This is a genomic window from Thiorhodovibrio frisius, from assembly GCF_033954835.1.
GTDB classification, from domain to species: Bacteria; Pseudomonadota; Gammaproteobacteria; order Chromatiales; family Chromatiaceae; genus Thiorhodovibrio; species Thiorhodovibrio frisius.
The window spans coordinates 2431120-2450024 of record NZ_CP121471.1 but is presented as its reverse complement, the minus strand read 5'-3'; the positions used below and the strand labels follow the sequence as shown (position 1 = coordinate 2450024).

Here is an 18905-nt window from a genome sequence, read left to right as displayed (position 1 = left end):
CTCAAGCGCCATGCCGCAGCGGCGGCAATTCGGGTTGCAATCATAGCGGGCACGGCAGTTGGGGCAACGATCCATAGATACTACCCCCTGGCTCAGGACTCCAGGTAAAACACCAGGTCGGAGAGCTCCGCCATGGTCCGCTCGATGGCCGCCGGGTCATTGGCCTCGAGCGCGTCGCGCACGGCTTCGGTCATATCGACCAGATCTTCCTTGTCGTCGGCATTGGCGCTTTCCATCAAGCGCTCGGCCTTTTCGATCAACGCCTGGGCTTGGACATTCTCGCGCCGCGCGGCGGTATCGCTGGCCGCGCCAGTGGCGGCATCATCGTCGACTCGCTCGGCCTCGCCGTCGATCAGGGCCGAGAGGCGGTTGCGGGCGGCCTCCAGCTCCTGCTCCTCGAAACGCGCGGTGGCATTGTCGATGGTGATCTGCTTTTCCAGCCCGGTGCGCTTCTCGCTCGCGGTCACCTGCAAAATGCCGTTTAAGTCGAGCGTGAAGGTCATGACGATGACATTGCCCGCCGGCACGTCGCCCAACCCCTCGACGTGGAAGGAGCCGATCTCGGTGTTATTGAGCGCGTCCGGGTCCTCGCCCTGGTAGACATGCACCTCGATCTTGGTCTGACTGTCGTACATGGTCTGGAAGGCTTCACTCTTGGTCACGGGCAGCGGCGTGTTCTTGCGGATCACCGGCACATAGACGAAGGGATAGGGCTCGCCATTGAAGTCCCCGAAGGCGCTGGTGCCGAAGGTGTAGGGCGTGACATCGACCAACACCGAGGCGACCGTCTGCCCGCTGATCACAGCGGCCTGGATGGCGGCACCGGCGGCGACGCACAGGTCCGGATCGACCTCGGCGCGCGGCTGCATGCCGAGAATCTGTTCCAGGCGTTCCTGAATCAGCGGCGTGCGCGTGCTGCCGCCAACCAGCAGCACCTCGTCGAGATCGGCCACCGCCAGGCCAGCGCCCTTGAGCGCGGTGTGCACGGCCTCGAGGGTTTCGTCGATGTAGCTCTTGATCAGGTCCTCGTAGTCGCTACGCGAGATCTCGAGCGACAGGTTAAGTGGCTGGCCCTGGTGCTCGAGCAGGTATTCCTCCTCGATGCGCGCGAAGGGGGAGTCACTGAGGGTGATCTTGGCCGCTTCGCAGGCGCGCTGAATGCGGGCTAGCGCGCTGCGGTCTTCCAGCGACGCGATGCTGTGCTCGGTTTTGAGATGCGTCAGCACATGCTCGACCAGGCGGGCGTCGAAATCGTCGCCGCCAAGCTGGTTGTTGCCATGGCTGGCAAGCACCTCGGTGATGTCGGCGGTCATGCGCACCACCGACACGTCGAAGGTGCCGCCGCCAAGGTCGTAGACCAGGATGGTGCGGCTGCCCTGATGGTCGGCTTCGTAGGCGAGCGCTGCGGCGGTAGGCTCATTGATGATGCGCACCACCTCGAGCCCGGCCAGTTCGCCGGCATCGCGGGTGGCCTGGCGCTGGGCGTCGGAGAAATAGGCCGGAACCGTGATCACCGCCTTGCCGACGGACTCGCCGAGATGCTGCTCGGCGGCTTGCTTGAGGCGCTTTAAGATGAGCGCGGAGATTTCCTGCGGGCGATAGGACTGCTCGCCCAGGCTCAGATGCACGTCCTCGCCCATGCGCCGCTTGACCGAGCGGATGGTGCGCTCCGGATACAAACTGTACTGATTGCGCGCGGCCTGGCCAACCAGCAGGTTGCCGTCGTCGCCCAAACCGACCACCGAGGGCAGCAGCTTGGCACCGTCGATGGCGAGAATCTCCGGGCGCCCATCGCGCACCACGGCCACTTCCGAGTTGGTGGTACCCAGATCGATACCGATGATGATGTCAGTCACAGCTTAGGATTCCGTGCGTTTTGATGAATGTTCTTCTGATGCATGCTTTGCTAATCCATGCTTTGCTAATCCATGCTTTGCTAATCCATGCTTTCTGGGGTGTCGATGCGGTTGACGACCACCTCGGCCAGCCGCAGCAGATCGTCGTGCAGCAGCCAGCCGGGCCGCGACTCGGCCATCACCTCGCCATTGCGGTACTCGGGCTCGCGGGTCAGCTCCGCCGCGCGCATGCGGTGCGGGTCGAACAAGCGCCCAACTGTCGCAATGGGCCGCACCCCGCGCCGCGCCAGGCTCTCCTCGAGCCGACGCAGATTCATGGCCATGCCTTCGGCCAGAGAGCCGATCAGCCGTGCCTCGCGGCGATTGCGCGCATACCAGTGGGGCTGAAAGCGTGCGGCCTGTTCCTGACCGGCCTGCAGCCGATCGCGCAGCTCGACCAACTCGAGCAGCATGTCGCGCCAGCCGGCGCGGTCGGCCGCGCGGGTCTGCTCGCAGCGGCGTTCCTGCTCGTCGGCGAGCCGCGTCTGGCTCTCGCGCAGGTTGTCGAACAGACCACGGAACTCCTCCAGCGCGGTTCTGACCTGCCGGGACTCGAGCTTGACCTCGTTTTTGAGCGCGGCCAGTTCGGCGAAGAACGAGAAAAGATCGGGCGCGGGTGCCTCCTCGGCTCCGCCCTCGGCTGCGCTGACGGCCCGCCCGTCAGCTCCCGAGTCGCGCCGACTCTTGTCTTGGCCGTCGTCCCAGTCGTCTGCGCCGGCCCCAAGGTCACCGGCCAGTTGATCCGGTGCTTGTTCTTCTGCCGCTTGTTCTGCCGCAATGGTATCGAGATAGGCGCGAAACTGGGCTGTCAGCGCCTCGCGAGTGGCCAGGTCCATCAGGCATCTCCCCGCAACAGAGCTTGCAGCATGGCCGCGTCCGGACGTCGGGGCTCGCCGACCGGCGCGGCGCGCTCGAGGATATCCGCCGGTTCCACGGGCGTGCGGTCGAACAGCTCATAGGCGATGCGATCGCGCTCGGTGCGCAGCATCTCAAAGGCCGCGCGAATGGCGCTGAAGTGCTCGCCATCGCGCTCGGGCGGACAGCGGCGGATGGCGTCGTGATAGGCGCGCTCGACGGCGGCATCGTCGGCGTCGGCGCCGAGGCCGAGAATCAAGTAAGGGTCGCGCATCAGAAAAGATCCAGTTGTTTGGGCGGGGGATCATTCGGCCCATCACTCGACGGACCACTGCCATCGGCGCTCGAGCCGGGTTTGGTAGCCTGTTTTGACGGCGGCTTGGGTTTCGCACCTGATCCGGTTTTGGGCTTGGACTGAGACCTTGCTTTGGACGAGCCTGTTGACGGAGGCTCGGAATCTCCCGGGCCGGGAAAGGGCGAGTCACCCAAAAGGGCACTTGCGTCGACGCCGCCCTGAATGGCATTCAACACCATATCGATCACGGCTTGCCGGCCTAACGCCTTCTCCATTTCCTTGGCTTCGCGAATCACGCTTTTCGGCGCGCCGAGCATTTCCATCACCTTGACGGGCCCGATGGACTCGATCATGTGACGCACGGCGTCATTGGAGAGCATCTCGTCAGCGTCCAGATTGTCCAAAAACGGGGTTGGCACATCGGGCGCATCGAAAAGATCATCCGGCCAGAATTCGTCTTCTTCATCCTCGTCATCGAAGAACATCGGCGGCATCGGGAAGTTGCCGCGCAGCGGCGGGCCGTGCGGAAGGACTTTCTCGATGCGGATGGCGGTGCGGGTGTCGCCGTCGTCGCGCGCCCTCTGCCAGGCATCCTCGAGCTCACTCAGGTCGGCGCGGCGGCGGTAATCGAAGCCGCGCGGGTATTTCCCCTGGAAATGGTACATGACAAGAATCGGCTCACGCGGCCATTGCTTCAGCGCCGCCTCGGCCGCTTTCTGGCAGGCCAGATGCAGACCGAAACGGTGCAGGGTATCGCAGGCGGTCTCCAGCTCCGTGCGCGAAAGATCCCGCCATGGCGCGGCGTTGAAAACCTTTTTTTGCAAAGTCGCGGCCAGGTCGTCGCTGATGGGACTCTTGTCCTCGAGATGGCGGCGCAAACGCCCGAGGGCGGCGAGCAAATCCTCCCGCCCCCGGCCCTTGGACTTGTTCAATGACAGCAGCCGGAACACGTCCGATGCCTGGACCCTTACCCGAGCGCAGGCCAGGGCCAGCTCGACCCGCGCGTCCAGACTGTCGCCGCGCCCGCCATAGCGGGCTTTCAGCTCCGCGACCGCCACGTCCGTGCTCCGACGGTCCATCGCGTCCACCAGCACCAGCCCCAGGGACAGCTGATCCTTGTCCTCGTCACTCGATGCCCACTCCTGGGCGTCAACCAGCTCTTTGCGCGCAAGGTCCAAGCGGCAATTGCCGACCTGCTTGTGGGCATGCAGGAAATGCGCGCCGACCAGCCGCCGGCGCACATCGGTGTTGATCGGATCGATCTCCAACACTTTTTTGGCCAGGGTCGCTGCCTTCTTGAAGGCACTGCCATCGAGGGCCGTCTGCATGGCCTCGATCAGGAGCGGCAGATCCTGCGGCCAACGCTTCTGCCCCAACTCCAGCACCCGGCGGGCATCCTTGAGCCGGCGTGCTTTACGGAAGAACTCGATCAGCTTCAGATAGGTGGCGCGGTCGTCCGGGTCCCAGCGCAGACTTTCCTCAAGTTGTTCCGCCACCGCCAGCTTAAAAGCGTCTGGCTCTTGGCTCGCTGAACAGCGCTCGAGCACTTTCAACACCCTGTCGGTCCGGCGCAGGATGAGCGCGATACGCAAAGGCGACTGCGCATCCCGCGCCTCCTCGGACTGAAACATTTGCAATTGCGCACATTCGCGCCAGCATTCGATCAGGTCGAATGGATCGCCATGGGTGTCCACTTCGGCATCCCAGGCCGACACCAGCTCGCGCTCCCATGTCGTCAATGCGGGCGCCCCACATTCGCGCAGCCAAGTCGAAACATTCGCACGGATATCGAAATCGAAGACCGAGGTGGGCGTTACCGCGTCACTAAAGGCCAGTGTCAGCGCCTTGCGCCGCACCCAGTTGCGCCCAAGATCCTTGATGTGGCGGTACAACGTCTTCGCCAGTGCGCGCGGCGCCGGTTTCGATCCAGGTTTCGGACCAAGGCGATTCAGCTCCTGCCAAAGCGCAAGCCGCTCCGGCGGCCAACCCCGCAGCGCGCAAGCCACCTGAAACTCCGCCCCGGTCGCACCACCAGCGGCATCGGCAAAGGCCCGATCGGGCAAGACCGCAAGCGCAAGGGCTCGCTTCAAAGGCGCGAATGGCGATGAATCCGACACCCGCTCAAGCTGAGCCACCACGGGCTTTGCATCGCCTTGCGAAGCCCCCGGCTCCGTCGCGGTCTGCCGCTGAAGCACCTTGAGCAACTGCACCCAGTCGCGGTAAGGCGAGCGAAACGGAATGGCCGAGAGCGCCGCGCGCAAGTCGTCATCCCGGCCCTCGCAATAGGCGTGCAACGCAGCCAAGGCCGGCTCGGCATGCAGACGCACCGGATCATCCGCTGGGAGCTGCGCGAGCAGGGCCGAATGTCCGCCGACGACCTGGGCGGCGATTTGGGCGCGCAGACTCTCACGTTGCCCGGCTGCCAGGGCATCACTCCCCGCGCTGTCCGGATTATCGGTGAGCGCGCCCACCACCGCCTCCATGCGGCCGAGCCTGACCAGCAGCCCCGCATGCTCTAGGTGCATGGGCGCCTTGTCATGGAGAGCGGCGCGGTTCTCCCAGATCGCCAGCGCCTCCTTCAGCATGCCCTTGGCGGTCAGCTCCCCCGCCCGTCCGGCGTAGGCATCCGCCAGCGCAGTGCGCCACTCGGGGCGCGGCTCGCGCTTGAGCAATTCCTTGAAATCGGCGATCGCATCGCGCCAGCGGCCGCTCTCAAGCGCCGCGCGCGCTTCTTGCTCGAGCACGGAGGTGTTGCGCTTGTGGAGGTTCTCGCCACTTCGGGGGCCGCGCTTTTTCTGCTTCTTGCTCATCTTAAAGATACCGTCGGGCCATTGCGAGGACCGGTGGCACCTGCCCCAGCCCGGCTGAATTCTTGGTTTGTCGCCTCGGAGTTGAAAAGCCCATGCTACCAAGCGGCTCGTTTGATTGGCAGCGCCACGCGGAGCCAGTTTGCCCAGCGGACTAACAACAGGGCAACCACCTGGGCTACCAGCGGGCTACCCGCGCCGCCAGCGCGTCCCGCCAGCACCGTCTTCAAGCAGAATACCGGCCTGCTGGAGTTGATCGCGAATACGGTCGGCTTCAGCAAAGTCTTTGTCCTGACGGGCTTGCACGCGGCGCTGGATCAGGTTCTCGATTTCAGCATCGCTTGGCCCCTCGGGCTGGGCATCAGCACCACCGCGCAGGAAGTCATCGGCCTGGTCTTGCACCAGACCCAGCACGGCGCCCAGGCTCCGAAGCTCAGCCCCAAGCGCGGCGGCCCTTGAAAGATCGCTGTCGCGCAGCCGATTGATCTCACGTGCCAGATCGAACAACACCGCCAAGGCCTCGGGCGTATTGAAGTCATCGTCCATAGCGTCGGTGAAGCGCTGCCGATGCGCATCGCCGCCGTCTGGCTCAGCGGCTGGCTCAGCGGCAGGAAGACCGCGCAGGGCGGTGTAAAGCCGCGTCAAAGCCGAACGCGCTTGCTCCAAATTGCTCTCGTCGTAGTTGAGCGGACTACGGTAGTGACTGGCGAGAATGAAATAGCGAATCTCCTCGGGCCGGTAGCGCGTGAGAATCTCCCGCACCGTAAAGAAATTGCCCAGCGACTTGGACATTTTCTCGTCGTTGATGCGCACGAAGCCGTTGTGCATCCAAATGTTGACGAATGGCTCGCCGGTCGCGCCCTCGGACTGGGCAATTTCGTTGTCGTGATGCGGAAACTGCAAATCCGCACCGCCGCCATGGATGTCGAAATGATTTCCCAGGCATTGGGTCGACATGGCCGAGCATTCGATGTGCCAGCCCGGACGCCCCGGCCCCCAGGGCGACTCCCAGGCCGGCTCGCCCGGCTTGGCCGCTTTCCAGAGCACGAAATCCAGCGGATCGCGCTTGTGCTGATCGACATCAACCCGAGCGCCAGCGCGCAAATCACCCGGGTCTTTGCCAGACAGACGCCCGTAGCCGGAAAAGCTCGACACCTGATAGTAGACGTCACCCTTATCGGCCACATAGGCATGCTCACGCTCGATCAGCCGCTGCACCATGGCCAGGATCTCATCGATATGGGCGGTGGCGCGCGGCTCGAGCGTTGGCGGGCGCACGCCAAGCCGGGCGGCATCCTCGTGCATGGCGGCGATGAAGCGCTCCGTCAGTTGGTCGATGGGGATCCCCTGCTCCGCCGCGCGCGCAATGATTTTGTCATCAATATCAGTAATATTGCGCACATAGGTCACCGCGTAGCCCGCCTGTTGCAGGTAACGGTAAACCATGTCAAACACCACCAGCACCCGCGCATGACCGAGATGACAGAGGTCGTAGACCGTCATGCCGCAAACATACATCCGCGCCCGGCCCGGCTCGATTGGCACGAAAGGCTCCTTGTGGCGGGTGAGACTGTTGTAAATGTGAAGCATCTGGGTTCCCATGACCGAGCGCAAAAAATTAGCTCGTCATGCTAGCAAAGCACTCCGTCCGACACCAATTCCGCCTGCGAGCCTTGCGCAATCCCCGGGGTTCTCGCCTGGCGATACCGCCGCGCCCTCCTCGGTCGCGTTCGACAGAATCCGGCCGGACGCTTTATTCTGCCGGCGGAACCACTTAGGATGCCCCTTCATTTTTGGTTTTCAACGCAACAGAATCAATAGAGCCTGCGACACAGATGATCAAACTCAGCACCAACCACGGCGACATTCTGATCGAACTTGACCACGATAAGGCGCCCGCTACTTGTGAAAATTTCGAGCAATACGTCCGCGACGGTCATTACGACGGGACCATTTTCCATCGGGTGATCGACGGCTTCATGATCCAGGGCGGCGGCATGACAGCGGATTTCAACCAGAAGAGTACGCGCCCGCCCATTAAGAACGAAGCCAGCAACGGCCTGAAAAACACCACCGGATCCGTCGCCATGGCCCGCACCGCTGATCCGCACTCGGCCTCGGCGCAGTTCTTCATTAATGTCTCGGACAACGGCTTTCTCGACCACCCTGGGCAAGACGGCTGGGGCTACGCTGTCTTTGGGCAGGTCACTGATGGCATGGACGTGGTCAATGCCATCAGAGCGGTGCGCACCGGCAATCGCAACGGCCATCAGGATGTCCCGGTCGAAGATGTGATCCTCATCAAGGCCGAATTGGTCGACTAGACCTGGTCAACTAAGAGCCAGGCGGATTCGGTTTAGGCTGTGGAGAGGGCTGCGGACATGGCTTTGGACGCAGCTCAGTCGGCGACTGCCATGGGCCAGGGCAGCGACCAAGCGCGCAATCCGAGCGCACAGCGCCTGTTTATCTCCGACCTGCACCTTGCCCCCGATCAGCCGGAGATCCTGGCGCATTTCCTCGCCTTCCTGCGCGGGCGCGCGCGCGCAGCCGCCGAACTTTACATCCTCGGTGATCTCTTCGATGCCTGGATTGGCGACGATGCGCTTGGCGACCCTGAGGTCGCGCCAGACTTCCTGCAAGTCGCGGCCAGCTTGCGCGAACTCAGTGAGCGCGGCACTCGCTGCTGGCTAATGCAGGGCAATCGGGATTTTCTGCTTGGGCGTCGTTTCGCTCGCGCCAGTGGATGCCGTCTGCTGCGCGACCCCAGCCTGGTGCCTATGGCCGATCAGTCCATACTGCTGATGCACGGCGACCTTTTGTGCACGGATGACATTCCCTACCAGCGCTTTCGCCGCCGCGTGCGCAACCCACTGGTGAGGCAACTTTTTTTGCTACGCCCCAGGCACCAGCGCCAGCGCATCGCGGCGGATTATCGCCGCCGCAGCCGCGCGGCCACAGCCGCCAAGCAAACAGCCATCATGGATGTCAGCCCGCAGACGGTGATTCAGTATGTGCGACGCTACCGGGCCGACCGGCTCATCCATGGACACACCCACAGGCCGGGCGATGATCCTGTCACGCTTGACCAGCGCCAGTGCCTGCGCCAAGTACTCGCGGACTGGCGCCTCAACAACGGAGAGGTCCAAGCCGAGATGCTGGTTGAAGAAGCAGGTCGCTGGTGGCGGGAGCCGATCCAGCCCTGACCATGCCGCTCTTCCAATCGTCCTCAATGGTACAATGACGCCACTGTGACAGCCACCAACGATACTTCACCATGATCTTCAAGCGCCTATTCCGCAAGGCGCCGGCACCCGCGCAGCCGGACCCGCACCTGCTCGCCGAGGCGGCGCTGAACAGTGCCGACCCAGCCGCGCAACGCCAAGCCTGCCGCATGATCGACGACCTGCGCGTGCTACGTCAGGCGGCCGAGGAGTCGCCAGACATCGGCACCCAGGATCTCGCCGCAGCGCGCTATCGCCACCTGATCTGCCGGCTTGAATCCGGCGCCCCGCAGCTTGATCAAGCCCTGGCGGAAATCGCATCCATCCACGACCCCGAACACCTTGGTGAGATCGCACGCGAAGCCCAGGCTGCGGAGTTGCGTCTGGCGGCCATGAATCAACTACCTGCGGATGCGCCCGCCCTCGCCCGCTGCGCGATTGAGGACGCCCTGCCCAGCCATCGCCAGCATGCGGTTGAGCGCCTCTCCGAGCGTCATCTTCTTGAACAAGTCATCAAGCAGATCGGCAAGAAAGACACCAAGGTTTACCGGCTCGCGCGCGAGAAAATGCGCACACTGGCGCAGCAGGAGGACCGCCCGCGCCTGGCCCGTCAGCGTTGTACCGAGCTTTGTGCTCAGGTTGAACGCCTCGGCCGGCACAATAACTGGATTCAAGACCGCGCCCGCCTCAAACTGCTCGATCAACAATGGGCCGAGATTGAGGTCGATGTCGAATCCAAGGATCGCGATCACTACCAAGATCTCCGCGCGGCCTTCATCGCCGCATTTGACCAACACGCCCGCGCCAACGCCCAGCTGGATGCGGACCGCCAGAATCGTGCCGACAGCATTGCACAAAAGCGTCGGCTGATCGCGCGCTTGCGAGCGCTGGCAACTGCCACCGATGCCGAACACTTGACTTCGGAACTGGCCGCCATTGGCGACGCCTGGAGCGCTATCGATGGCGAGCATTCCCTAACTGAACCTGGCGCCACCGCCCCGATAGATGCCATACCCGCCCAGGAAGATGACGAGCTTGATGCCTTGCGCTCAGCCGGTCAACAAGCCCTTGAACAGGCGCTGGCGCGACAGCGTCAATTAAACGTGCAACGGCAAGCTGGGACAGGCCCGCGCGAACAGAACGCAAACGAAGCAGGCGAGCCGAGGAATACACTGGCAGACCAGACAAGGCAGCGCGAGCGCCAGGAGCAATTGCTGGCCGAGGTGCATGCCCTGCTCGAGACCCCAGGCCCCATGGATGCTCCCTCGGCACGCAAACGCCAACAGCAGCTTGCGGCCTTATTGGCAACGCAGTCGCGAAACGAAGACGTCCAGACCGATGCCCAGCCCGATACCCAGCCCGAGCGGGCCCAGGTAGCACTTGAGCACCTGGGGCGCCGCCTTGCGAAACAGCAGCGTCTGGCTGAACGCAAACTGGCCGAGGCGCCCGAGCAACTGCAACGCTTGGGTGAACATCTCGAAGCCGGCGAATTACGCAAGGCCGAGTCGCTGTATCAGAAAATCAATACCGCGCTTGATCATGCACGCGCGGCCGGTCTCTCCCGTTCCGACATCAACCGCGTCGACAAACAACTCAAAGCACACCAGGCGCGGCTGCGCGAACTCCAACGCTGGCGCCGCTGGAGCGCCGATCAGGGTCGCGAAAGCCTGTGCCACGAGGCCGAAAGTCTCGCCCTGCGCGCCGACGCCGAGCAAGCCGATGCCGAACTCGACAGCCTGGCGGCAGGGCTCAATCACTTGCGCCGCGACTGGCGGCGGATCTGTCAATCCGGCACCCCGGCCAGCGACAACTACTGGCAGCGCTTCAAGCAGGCGACCGATCGGGTCGCAGCACGCTGTGAGCCATTCTTTCAGGCGCGCGCCGAGCGCCAGCGTGCCAGCCGCGAGGCGCGCCGCACCCTGTGTGAAAAGCTCGAGCATTTTCTGGCTGCGGTCGATTGGGACAGCGTCGACTGGAAAGCCATGGTGCGCGCCGAGCGCGAAATGCGTCAGGCATGGAGCGCGCTCGGGCCGATGGAAGATGGTGCGCGCGGCGGGCTCGAAGGCCGCTTTCGTCGCGGACTGGCACGCGTCGACAAGGCGCTGAAAGAAGAACGGGCGCGTAATCAGGCGCACAAACGCGATCTTATCGCGCGCATGCAGGCACTGACCGAACTCGACGACCTGGACGCGGCCATTAACCAGGCAAAACCCCTGCAAAAGCAGTGGCACACCACGGTTTCCGGCCGCCAGCAGGAAGAAAACGCGCTATGGCAGAAATTCCGCACCGCCAGCGATGCTATCTTTGCCCGCCGCCAGCAGGAGCGCGCCTCCCACGACCAGGAAGTGCAAAACAACCTGAGCCATTGTGAAGCACTGTGCGAACAGGCCGAGGCGGTGTTACTAGCCTCCGGCGCACAGGCCAGTCAACTTGCCGCCGACTGGGATAGTCTGGCGCAAAGCTGGCGCGACAGCCTGAGTCTGCCGCTGCACCACCAGGCCAAGAAACGCCTGCAACAGCGCTGGAATCGTGCCGAACAGGCCTTGCATGATCGATTACAGGCGCTGCGGGACCAAGCGGACTGGCAGGAACTCGATCAACTCCGGCAACAATCGGATTTTCTCAGCCAAAGCGCGCAACAAATGCTTGCCGGCTCGCTGCCCTCACCAACGGAACTGACCGCCCGCTGGTCTGCCTTGGGCGGCACTGAACAGCCAGGTAATAAAGCCAGCAAACTGACCAAAGCCTTCGCGGCCCTGCTCGACGCCCGCAATCAAGCCGACGCCAACACCCAACTCGCCAAGTTGTGCGAGACCAACCACCGCGAGCGCGAGGAGATCTGTCTGCGACTTGAGATTCTCACCCACCTCGACTCGCCGCCAGAATGGGTGGCACGGCGCATGGAACTGCAAGTCGAGCGCTTGCAAGAAAAGCTGCGCGATGGCGATGCTAACCCGCTGACCCAGTCCAAACCCCTGCTCAAGCGCTGGTATCTGGCCGCCCCTGCGGCAGCGGACGCCGACCTGCAAGCCAGATTCGCCCGCATTGAATCAGCACTGCGGCCCAAGCCGCAAGCTGACAAATCCGAGCCATCAGCCAAGCCGCGCGGCGACCAGAAGGACTAGCCCCACCTCGGTCATCTCCACCAGGGCGCCTGCGGTATCGCCAGTAAAGCCGCCCAAGCGCTGGCGCATAGAGGCACGCCAGAGCCACAACAGCAGCCCAGCCAGCGCCAACCAGCCAAGCACGCTCCAGCCCAGCAGGAGTCCGGCCAGCAACCACCAGGCCGCCACTACCGCCCGGGCCGCCGCAAGCGGAAGGCAGGCACGCAGCGCCGCTCCCATGCCCGTTTCCGTCGCCGGGGGCGTTACCAGCGCCAGCAGTAGAATCTGCGCGCGCGCCAGGGCTGGAATCAGCAGCAGCGCAGCCGAAATCGGCAGCAAGCCAATGGTCGCGGAGTCCAACCGGCTGGCAAGGACGAAGAGCGCGCTCCATTTCGCCAGCAATGCCAGCAAAAGCGCGACCGCGCCCATCGCACCCAGATGCGGGTCTTTCAGAATCAACAGGGTTCGCGCACGGTCTCCCAGACCGCCGACCCAGGCATCGGCACAGTCTGCAAGGCCATCAAGATGCAGCGCACCCGTGCCCCATACCCAGGCGATGAGCACCAGGGTCGCAACCACTGGCGCCGGAGCCGCCCCCAATAGCCATACCACCAGCCACAAGATAGCGCCAACCAGCAGACCCACCAGCGGGTAAAGCAGCGCCGCGCGCGCGGAATCCGCCGCTTGCCATTCGCCACCTCCCGGCACTTCCGGCAGAGGAATGCGCGTCAAAAATCGCGTGGCGACGACAAAGGCCCGCCACCACGGAGCCAGGCGAATCTGTGTGGAAAGCTGCGGCATCATCCTCACTCTAGGTCTTCAAGAATTAACGAAGGTGCCCGACTAGAGGCTTCAGGAAAGCGCTCATCAGAGCACAACAGAACCTGACGAGTCCCATAGAATCGCTCATCTCCTTTGTCCACTCAAAAACGCTCGAAGTCGTCGCTGTCGGCCGAGAAGTCCCCTGCGTCGTCGCCGGTCTTGTCAATGTCAGCATTGATTTTGTGCAATGCGCTGCGGACGGCGGCTCGCTGGCTCCCCCCACTGCCGGTGCGAAAGAAGGCCATCGTCTGCTGTAGCTGACCGGCCTGACCACTGAGTTCTTCTGCGGTAGCAGCCAGCTCTTCGGAGGCGGAGGCGTTTTGCTGGGTGGCCTTGTCGAGCTGGCTCATCGCCTGGCTGATCTGACCGATGCCGGCGGCTTGCTCACTCGAAGCGGCCGTGATCTCTTCAATGAGGTCGGCGGTCTTGACGATGTCCGGCACCATCTGCGCCAACAGCTTGCCGGCCTCCTCAGCAATGGCGACGCTGCCGGTGGCAAGCTGGTTGATCTCCTGCGCAGTCACGCCACTATTCTCGGCAAGCTTGCGCACCTCGGCGGCCACCACGGTGAACCCCTTACCATGTTCACCTGCGCGCGCCGCCTCAATGGCGGCGTTAAGCGCGAGAAGATTGGTCTTGTAGGCGATGTCTTCAATCAGACCGATCTTGCCGGCAATCTCCTTCATGGCATTCACCGTGCGCTTCACGGCATCACCGCCGCGTCCGGCCTCGTCCGCCGAACTCTTGGCAATACCGCTGGTGACCCGGGCATTCTCGGTGTTCTGCTGGACCGATCCATTCAGCTGCTCAATGCTCGAGGTGGTCTCCTCGACGCTCGCCGCCTGTTCGGTCGCACCTTGGCTCAGCGCCTGGGCCGTCGAACTCACCTGGCTCGACGCGGAGGAAAGACTGTCGGCACCCACACGCACCTCACCGACGATTTGGCGCAGGCGCTCGACCATGGCAAACATATCCTTGTAGACGCCCTGCAGATTGGTTTGATCAAACTTGATTGCCAGGTCGCCGTCAGCAACCCTGCGCGTGACATCGGCAATCACGGCCGGCTCACCACCCAACTGCCTCATGATTATGCGGGTCAACAGAACCGCAATGCCGATGCCGATAATGACTGCCAATAAGGTCCCAAAAATGGCGACATTGACGGCCCTGGACGAAGTTGACTCAAGACTTGCCATCCGGGCACCCATGAGCCCTTCTTCTCTCTCCTTAAAAGTCTTGATCTGCTCGCGGAATTTATCGAAATAGACCTTGCCTTTTTCCTCTCCAACCAATCTCGCCATGTCATCCATACTCTTGGCATCGCCAATTTCGCGACGCAGGGCGATCTGAACTTCGACCACCTGATTGATCCACTCAGTAATGGTGGCATTGATCTCTTTCAGCAGGTCAACCTGGGCGGGGTTGTCGTCGACAGTTTTCGATAAGGAAGCGACTAACTGATAAAAGTTGGCCTTGCCGGAGTTATAGGGTTCGAGAAATTCATCTCTGCCAGCAAGAAGGTAGCCGCGCATACCGGTTTCCATATCAACCGCAGATGCGAGAATGGCCTGTGCACTTGCAATCACCTCATAGGTGTGATCAACCCAGGCAACCAATTGCCTGAGCTCATCGATATCGGTAGCTGATCTGGCCTTGGCCTGGCGCTCTTGCATCAACTTTTCTTCGCGCCCAATAAAGGTGGCAATCTGCTCGCGAAATGTGTCAAAGTATTGCTTACCGCGAGCCTCTTGAACCAAGCTTGCCATGTCGTTCATGGTCTTGGCATCGCCAATCTCCCGCCGCAATTCAATGGCTGGCTCGGTCACCTTGGCTTGCCACTGATCGATCGTTTCCTGGGTCTCCGCAAGCAATTGCACCTGAGCAGGATTGTCATCGACGGTCTTTGACAGCTGGCCAATCAGTGCATCAAAGGCCTGCTTTCCGCTCTTGTACGGGTCGAGAAACTGCTCCTTTCCCGCAAGCAGATAGCCGCGCATGCCTGTTTCCATATCAACAGCCGCAGCTTCAATGCTGGACGCCTCAGCAAGGACTTCATGCGTATGGTTAACCCACTGAAAATTCTGTAGCAGCGAGTTGATGCTCAGATAGACCACGACTGCGATGGCAATCATCAGAGCCAGAATCAGGGCATTTCCCGAAAGAAGCTGGGTTCTGAATTTTAAGTTTGCAATCATTGTTCGGTTCGCTCCAAGTAAGAATAGTCAGGCCAGCAAAAAAGCCGGGAGTCACACGCCCTTCGCGTGCAGTGCCAAAAGCATGTCAGCCGTCGTCCGTTTCGCGCGAATTGAAGATCACATCCTCATAGACGGCGTCTTGCTCGCAGGAGAACTCCAAAGACTCGAGCATCAGGGGCGCTTCAGGGACGAGCGGACACAGCAGCCAACCTTGGTCGCGACGTCGGAAAACCTCGATCGATCGGGACCGTGAATCGATCAGCACATATTCTCGCAGCGACTCCAACTGCCGGTAGTGGGCGAACTTGGCGCCGCGATCATAGGCCTCGGTCGACTCCGAGAGCACCTCAACAATCAGGGTCGGATCGCGCTTGAGCTTTCGCTCCGCCGCATCCGCCGGTGAACAGGTGACGAAGACATCTGGATAAAAAACGTTCTCGGCGGCTTCGATGGCGACCAGCAGCTTCATGTCGGTGATATAGACCCGGCAATCGCTGCCGCGTACATGGGCGCGCAGCATCGCGAATATATTGCCCGAGATGGTGACATGCTCCTCGCTCGCGCCCGCGATGGCGAAGACCTCGCCGGCGATATATTCGTGCTTCACATCCGATGTCTCTTCGCCCGCAAGATAGTCTTCCAGCGTCAGATAGGGTAATCCAGCGAGATTCGACATGGCGGTCACTCCATCAATCAGTCTTTATGCACGAATTTACTACAACCCGCTCAAGCGCGTCACAGCAGCACCCCCCAGGGCCGATGGACGACCGTCGAACCCCCTGGCCTGCGCTCTCCGCTGGATGGCTCGGCAGTCGAGGCAATGCCGGCGCCAGCGCGCTGGCTACAAGGTGTTGCGGACAATGAAACTGCGGTAGTCAAGGAGCAATCAATCACAATCGGCTCGTTACAATTGATCTATGACGAAACCGGTTTGCAGATGTGCTGATGTAGCCGAGAACACTCGAATCAACTCGGCGATGCATATTTTGGCCGCGCTGGAGTGGCTCAGCTCAACAGGCTAAACCCATTGATAAGCGTCGTCTCTGGGCCGAGCGCTTAGCGCTTGGCAGACACCCATAGAAACCGCTCGCCACCGATGTCGCGCGGGGTAACCGCCTCCAGTTCCAGACCGGCGTCGGCTACCTGCTGCGCCAAGCCTGCTGGCTCGCGATGGCTGTAATACAGCTGCTGCCCCATGAAGGTCTTGTAGCCGTCGAACTCATCCTGCCCAGTGTAGTCGCGACTGGCGTAGGTAAAGAGAAACCGCCCGCCGGGCCGCAACCAGCCGCGCACGCGCGCGAACAAGTCCGGATGCTCGCTCGCTGGCAGATGGAACAGACTATAGATGGCGGTGACGGCATCGGCACTTTCAGCCGGGAAGTCGACCTCCTGCATGTCGGCTTCCACCCGCTGCATTTGCGGCACATGGCGCGCAGCCAGGGCGAGCATTTCAGGGCAGAAGTCGACGCCGATCACCTGCCAACCGCGCTCTAGAAAGGCCGCCGGAACCGGTTCTCCGGCTCCGCAGCCAAGGTCGATCAGGGTACCCGGCGTCAGCGGCAGACGACTGAAGCTATCCTCCAGCACCTCGCTCATGTCGAACAGACCGCGATTGGCGTCATAGGTCTGCGCCAAAGCCGCATAGGCTTTGAGCAAACCGGCTTGCACGGAGAGATCGTGATGGTGGGACATGGTCAGAGGATAGGCCGAGCGATCAGTTTGAACGGAGTTGTCATCGGGCGCTTGAGCGCGACAGTGTATCGCAATGTCTGGTCCTTGCTGCGTTATCATCCGGGACTGGACACCTAAGGATATGCTCCAGCCAAGGCCTGTTTCGCTTTCGCTCAACTGGTTCGGCAGAGCATGAGGCCAGGCAGCGGGGGTGAAAATTATGTCTACTGTAGAGAAAGCGAAGGGAGCAACTGATCCCTATCATTTAACGCGTTTCATACAGGCACAAGAAGGGAATTACGTGCGGGCTTTATCTGAAGTTAATAACGGCAAAAAGCAATCACATTGGATGTGGTATATTTTCCCGCAGTTTGACGGCTTAGGCTTTAGCGCTACGTCAAGACAATATTCGATAAAAAGCATCACGGAAGCCAAAGCATACCTCAACCATCCAATCCTGGGCATTCGATTGAATGAATGTGTTCAAGCGCTCCTTGGTCTTGAGAATCGCTCTGCGCAGGAGATTTTTGGCTCTCCCGATGACATGAAGTTGAAATCATGTGCAACATTGTTTGCTTATGTATCCCCTCCCGGCTCAGTGTTTGAACAACTTCTTGATCAGTACTATCAAGGGGAACGCGATGGGAAGACTATCAGCCTTTTAGAACAATCCGTCTTTTAGAACAATCACACTGAAATTCCAGCTGCATCACAGGGCAGTTGATGCAGCAGCGGTTGCCGCACGGCGTTAAAGCTGGCCATTGCATTCTCGACACCCAAGCAGCACCCCATCCTAGCAAGACGTTGCATGGTCGACCAAGCTCCCGACCCGCCACAATCGGCACAGGTCGGTCAGTCGCCGCCGCAAGAGCATTGGCGCCTGTTCCATCGCTTGCTCCAGCGTCATCGGCCCCTCAACGATACTTGAAACGCTGGTCACGCCGGCGCGGTACAGGTTCTCCAAATCACCGCTGATCGAACCAGCCACCACCAGAACCGGAATCTGGTGCGCCTGCCCCAGCTCGGCCAGTCGTCCGACCAGCTTGCCCTGCATGCTCTGAACATCGACCTGTCCCTCGCCGGTGATCAGCAGATCCCAATGGCCCTGTTGGAGCCGTTGCTCCAGGCCGTAGGTCTCGGCGACGACCTCGAAACCACTGCGTAGCGTGGCGCCGAGATAACTCAAGAACCCGAACCCCATGCCGCCGGCCGCTCCCGCGCCGGGGTGTTCGCGGTGATCGGTCCCGGTCGCCTGGTCGGTGAGATCGGCAAAATGGGCTAAACCCTGCTCCAAGTGCCGCAGCGCCTTTTCGTCGGCCCCCTTCTGCGGACCATAGACTGCGGTCGCGCCGCGCTCACCAAGCAGGGGGTTGGTGACGTCCGAGGCGATGGTGAAACGGGCAGAGTCCAGCTTGGCATGGAGGTCGTCGAAAACCACGGACTTGATCTGCCTCAGCGCCTCGGCAGTTGGGGCAACCGGGGCGCCGGCATGATCGAGAAAACGGAAGCCCAGCGCCTGCAGTGCGCCCATGCCGCCGTCGTTGGTCGCCGACCCGCCCAGTGCCAGGATGACGTGCTCGGCACCCTGCCCCAGTGCCTCGGCGATCAGTTCGCCGGTGCCATAGGAGGTCGCCCGCAGCGGATCATGCGCCCCCGGTGGCACCAGCGGCAGCCCCGACGCCTGCGCCATCTCCACCACCGCAGTCACGCCGTCGCCGAGCAGGCCGTAACTGGCCTCGACCGGCGTGCCCATGGGGCCAGTCACGCTGAGCATCCGCACTTCGCCGCCGGTGCCTCTCACCATCGCCTCGGCGGTTCCCTCGCCACCATCCGCCATCGGCAGGCTAATCACCTCGCAACTGGGCACCTCGCAACTGGGCACCTCGCAACTGGGCACCTCGCAACTGGGCACCTCGCAACTGGGCACCTCGCAATCGGGCAGACAGGCACTGAACACTTCCTCAGCAATGTCACAAAAGGTCGCCGCGTCCATGCTTCCCTTGAAGGAATCAGGCGCCACCAAGACCCGCATCGGCTCGG

The 18905-nt window shown here is 61.9% G+C and carries 14 protein-coding genes; 4 read left to right on the top strand and 10 right to left on the bottom strand.

All coding sequences use genetic code 11. The features are described 5' to 3' along the window. Window positions 1-92 precede the first annotated feature (92 nt). The 5 genes from Thiofri_RS11440 to cysS form a co-directional block, all read right to left on the bottom strand. Window positions 93-1856: an Hsp70 family protein gene (locus Thiofri_RS11440; protein ID WP_009151533.1), complete on the bottom strand. Its 1764-nt coding sequence runs from the start codon at window positions 1854-1856 to the stop codon at window positions 93-95. Window positions 1857-1936: 80 nt separating this feature from the next. After that, the gene (locus Thiofri_RS11435; protein ID WP_009151532.1) at window positions 1937-2731 is read right to left on the bottom strand and encodes a nucleotide exchange factor GrpE; all 795 of its coding nucleotides are present in this window, start codon (window positions 2729-2731) and stop codon (window positions 1937-1939) included. Continuing rightward, complete coding sequence (locus tag Thiofri_RS11430) at window positions 2731-3024, bottom strand: DnaJ domain-containing protein (protein WP_009151531.1); 294 nt, start codon at window positions 3022-3024, stop codon at window positions 2731-2733. Before Thiofri_RS11430 ends, Thiofri_RS11435 begins: the two co-directional genes overlap by 1 nt. Further along, the gene (locus tag Thiofri_RS11425; protein WP_009151530.1) at window positions 3024-5855 is read right to left on the bottom strand and encodes a tetratricopeptide repeat protein; all 2832 of its coding nucleotides are present in this window, start codon (window positions 5853-5855) and stop codon (window positions 3024-3026) included. The genes Thiofri_RS11430 and Thiofri_RS11425 overlap by 1 nt, the downstream gene beginning before the upstream one ends. 186 nt (window positions 5856-6041) lie before the next feature. Continuing rightward, window positions 6042-7442 carry a cysteine--tRNA ligase gene (gene cysS / locus Thiofri_RS11420; protein WP_009151529.1) on the bottom strand — a complete coding sequence of 467 codons (1401 nt, stop codon included), beginning with the start codon at window positions 7440-7442 and terminating at the stop codon, window positions 6042-6044. 245 nt (window positions 7443-7687) lie between these two features. On the opposite strand from cysS, the gene Thiofri_RS11415 reads away from it, so the two are divergent. The 3 genes from Thiofri_RS11415 (at window position 7688) to Thiofri_RS11405 (ending at window position 12198) form a co-directional block, all read left to right on the top strand. Then, complete coding sequence (locus Thiofri_RS11415) at window positions 7688-8176, top strand: peptidylprolyl isomerase (RefSeq protein ID WP_009151528.1); 489 nt, start codon at window positions 7688-7690, stop codon at window positions 8174-8176. 57 nt (window positions 8177-8233) lie between these two features. Next, a complete protein-coding gene (locus Thiofri_RS11410) occupies window positions 8234-9055 on the top strand; it encodes a UDP-2,3-diacylglucosamine diphosphatase (RefSeq protein ID WP_009151527.1) in 822 nt (273 codons plus the stop codon). 71 nt (window positions 9056-9126) lie between these two features. Then, window positions 9127-12198 (top strand): DUF349 domain-containing protein, encoded by a 3072-nt coding sequence (locus tag Thiofri_RS11405; RefSeq protein ID WP_009151526.1) that lies wholly within the window; start codon window positions 9127-9129, stop codon window positions 12196-12198. Here Thiofri_RS11405 and Thiofri_RS11400 read toward each other — a convergent pair. The 4 genes from Thiofri_RS11400 to Thiofri_RS11385 all read right to left on the bottom strand — a co-directional run bounded on the left by Thiofri_RS11400 (window position 12166) and on the right by Thiofri_RS11385 (window position 16985). After that, the gene (locus tag Thiofri_RS11400; RefSeq protein ID WP_009151525.1) at window positions 12166-12981 is read right to left on the bottom strand and encodes an adenosylcobinamide-GDP ribazoletransferase; all 816 of its coding nucleotides are present in this window, start codon (window positions 12979-12981) and stop codon (window positions 12166-12168) included. The two genes, Thiofri_RS11405 and Thiofri_RS11400, sit on opposite strands and share 33 nt — an antisense overlap. Before the next feature lie 119 nt (window positions 12982-13100). Further along, window positions 13101-15194 (bottom strand): CHASE3 domain-containing protein, encoded by a 2094-nt coding sequence (locus Thiofri_RS11395; RefSeq protein WP_009151524.1) that lies wholly within the window; start codon window positions 15192-15194, stop codon window positions 13101-13103. Between the two features lie 85 nt (window positions 15195-15279). Further along, window positions 15280-15870, bottom strand: coding sequence for a Uma2 family endonuclease (locus Thiofri_RS11390; protein WP_009151523.1), 591 nt, complete (start codon window positions 15868-15870; stop codon window positions 15280-15282). Between the two features lie 380 nt (window positions 15871-16250). Beyond that, on the bottom strand, window positions 16251-16985 hold the full coding sequence (locus Thiofri_RS11385; protein WP_223296847.1) for a class I SAM-dependent methyltransferase: 735 nt from the start codon (window positions 16983-16985) through the stop codon (window positions 16251-16253). A 100-nt stretch (window positions 16986-17085) separates the two neighbouring features. Here Thiofri_RS11385 and Thiofri_RS11380 point away from each other — a divergent pair, with 100 nt between their 5' ends. After that, on the top strand, window positions 17086-17547 hold the full coding sequence (locus Thiofri_RS11380; protein ID WP_009151521.1) for a DUF1810 domain-containing protein: 462 nt from the start codon (window positions 17086-17088) through the stop codon (window positions 17545-17547). Between the two features lie 111 nt (window positions 17548-17658). On the opposite strand, the gene Thiofri_RS11375 is transcribed toward Thiofri_RS11380, so the two are convergent. After that, complete coding sequence (locus Thiofri_RS11375) at window positions 17659-18897, bottom strand: glycerate kinase (RefSeq protein WP_323706150.1); 1239 nt, start codon at window positions 18895-18897, stop codon at window positions 17659-17661. Between the last annotated feature and the right edge of the window lie 8 nt (window positions 18898-18905).

Excerpts from the sequence above, each read along its gene's own strand:
- Thiofri_RS11435 (WP_009151532.1), bottom strand. The coding sequence starts at position 2,731 with ATGGACCTGGCCACTCGCGAGGCGCTGACAGCCCAGTTTCGCGCCTAT.
- Thiofri_RS11430 (WP_009151531.1), bottom strand. The coding sequence starts at position 3,024 with ATGCGCGACCCTTACTTGATTCTCGGCCTCGGCGCCGACGCCGACGAT.
- Thiofri_RS11425 (WP_009151530.1), bottom strand. The coding sequence starts at position 5,855 with ATGAGCAAGAAGCAGAAAAAGCGCGGCCCCCGAAGTGGCGAGAACCTC.
- cysS (WP_009151529.1), bottom strand. The coding sequence starts at position 7,442 with ATGCTTCACATTTACAACAGTCTCACCCGCCACAAGGAGCCTTTCGTG.
- Thiofri_RS11415 (WP_009151528.1), top strand. The coding sequence starts at position 7,688 with ATGATCAAACTCAGCACCAACCACGGCGACATTCTGATCGAACTTGAC.
- Thiofri_RS11410 (WP_009151527.1), top strand. The coding sequence starts at position 8,234 with ATGGCTTTGGACGCAGCTCAGTCGGCGACTGCCATGGGCCAGGGCAGC.
- Thiofri_RS11405 (WP_009151526.1), top strand. The coding sequence starts at position 9,127 with ATGATCTTCAAGCGCCTATTCCGCAAGGCGCCGGCACCCGCGCAGCCG.
- Thiofri_RS11400 (WP_009151525.1), bottom strand. The coding sequence starts at position 12,981 with ATGATGCCGCAGCTTTCCACACAGATTCGCCTGGCTCCGTGGTGGCGG.
- Thiofri_RS11395 (WP_009151524.1), bottom strand. The coding sequence starts at position 15,194 with ATGATTGCAAACTTAAAATTCAGAACCCAGCTTCTTTCGGGAAATGCC.
- Thiofri_RS11390 (WP_009151523.1), bottom strand. The coding sequence starts at position 15,870 with ATGTCGAATCTCGCTGGATTACCCTATCTGACGCTGGAAGACTATCTT.
- Thiofri_RS11385 (WP_223296847.1), bottom strand. The coding sequence starts at position 16,985 with ATGATAACGCAGCAAGGACCAGACATTGCGATACACTGTCGCGCTCAA.
- Thiofri_RS11380 (WP_009151521.1), top strand. The coding sequence starts at position 17,086 with ATGTCTACTGTAGAGAAAGCGAAGGGAGCAACTGATCCCTATCATTTA.
- Thiofri_RS11375 (WP_323706150.1), bottom strand. The coding sequence starts at position 18,897 with ATGCGGGTCTTGGTGGCGCCTGATTCCTTCAAGGGAAGCATGGACGCG.